Annotated in this window: 1 protein-coding gene; it reads right to left on the bottom strand. The window is 58.2% G+C overall.

Annotation, left to right across the window (positions count from 1 at the left end):
• Positions 1–54: 54 nt before the first annotated feature.
• On the bottom strand, positions 55–789 hold the full coding sequence (locus P0D80_RS50670) for an IS6 family transposase (protein ID WP_408296409.1): 735 nt from the start codon (positions 787–789) through the stop codon (positions 55–57).
• Between the last annotated feature and the right edge of the window lie 41 nt (positions 790–830).

Here is an 830-nt window from a genome sequence, read left to right as displayed (position 1 = left end):
GGCGTTGTCAACTTGTCGCGAGTGAAGCGTAAAGACGGAAGGGACGCGCATCCATCAGAAAGGGTAGGACGGATTTTGGGCGAGTTCGGTGAATTCGCGCCAGGCAACGAATCTTGCCGCGAGCTGTCTGCGATAGAGTGAAGCGCGTAGGAGGTGCCGCTTGAGCGCGAAGTGTTGTCGGATCGGCCCGAAGCTCGAGAGGAATGTCTGCGTGCGTTTCGGGTCGCGAAAGCCGCGCATGCGGCGCTCGCGTTCGCGTGTCGGCTGATGACTGTTTTCAGCCCGATTGTTCAGCCGGGCCGCTGCTTTGACGAACACGTGCTTTACGTTCGCCAGCTCTGGGATTTCGGCTTTTGCCGCCGGATAGCTGCGCAACTGATCGGTGACGATCTTGCGCGGCACCGGGCTTGAGCGCAGCACTCGCTTGAAAAAACGTTTTGCAGCAGCCTTGTCGCGCCGCTTTTGCAGCAATATGTCGAGTTCGGCGCCGTACTCATCGACTGCACGCCACAGCAGATAAGGTTCGCCGCGCAGTGTGACGAACATTTCGTCAAGATGCCACGTGCTGCCTGGCTTGCGTCGCGCGGCTTTCACTCGGCGAGCAAAGCCGGCGCCGAACTTATCGCACCAGCATCGGATTGTCTCGTACGTCACGATCACGCCGCGCTCGAAGAGCAACTCTTCGATGTCGCGCAAGCTCAACTGGAAGCGAAAGTACCAGCGCACTGCGCAACTGATAACACCCGCAGGAAAACGGTGACCGTGATACAGCGATTTGGATTTCTTCATCGCACCATCTTACGCGACCAATCCAACAACTTGACAACGCC

This window comes from Paraburkholderia sp. RL17-373-BIF-A (genome assembly GCF_046030175.1).
Taxonomy (GTDB): domain Bacteria; phylum Pseudomonadota; class Gammaproteobacteria; order Burkholderiales; family Burkholderiaceae; genus Paraburkholderia.
The sequence above is the reverse complement of the archived record's forward strand: the minus strand, read 5'-3'. Positions and strand labels throughout refer to the sequence as shown.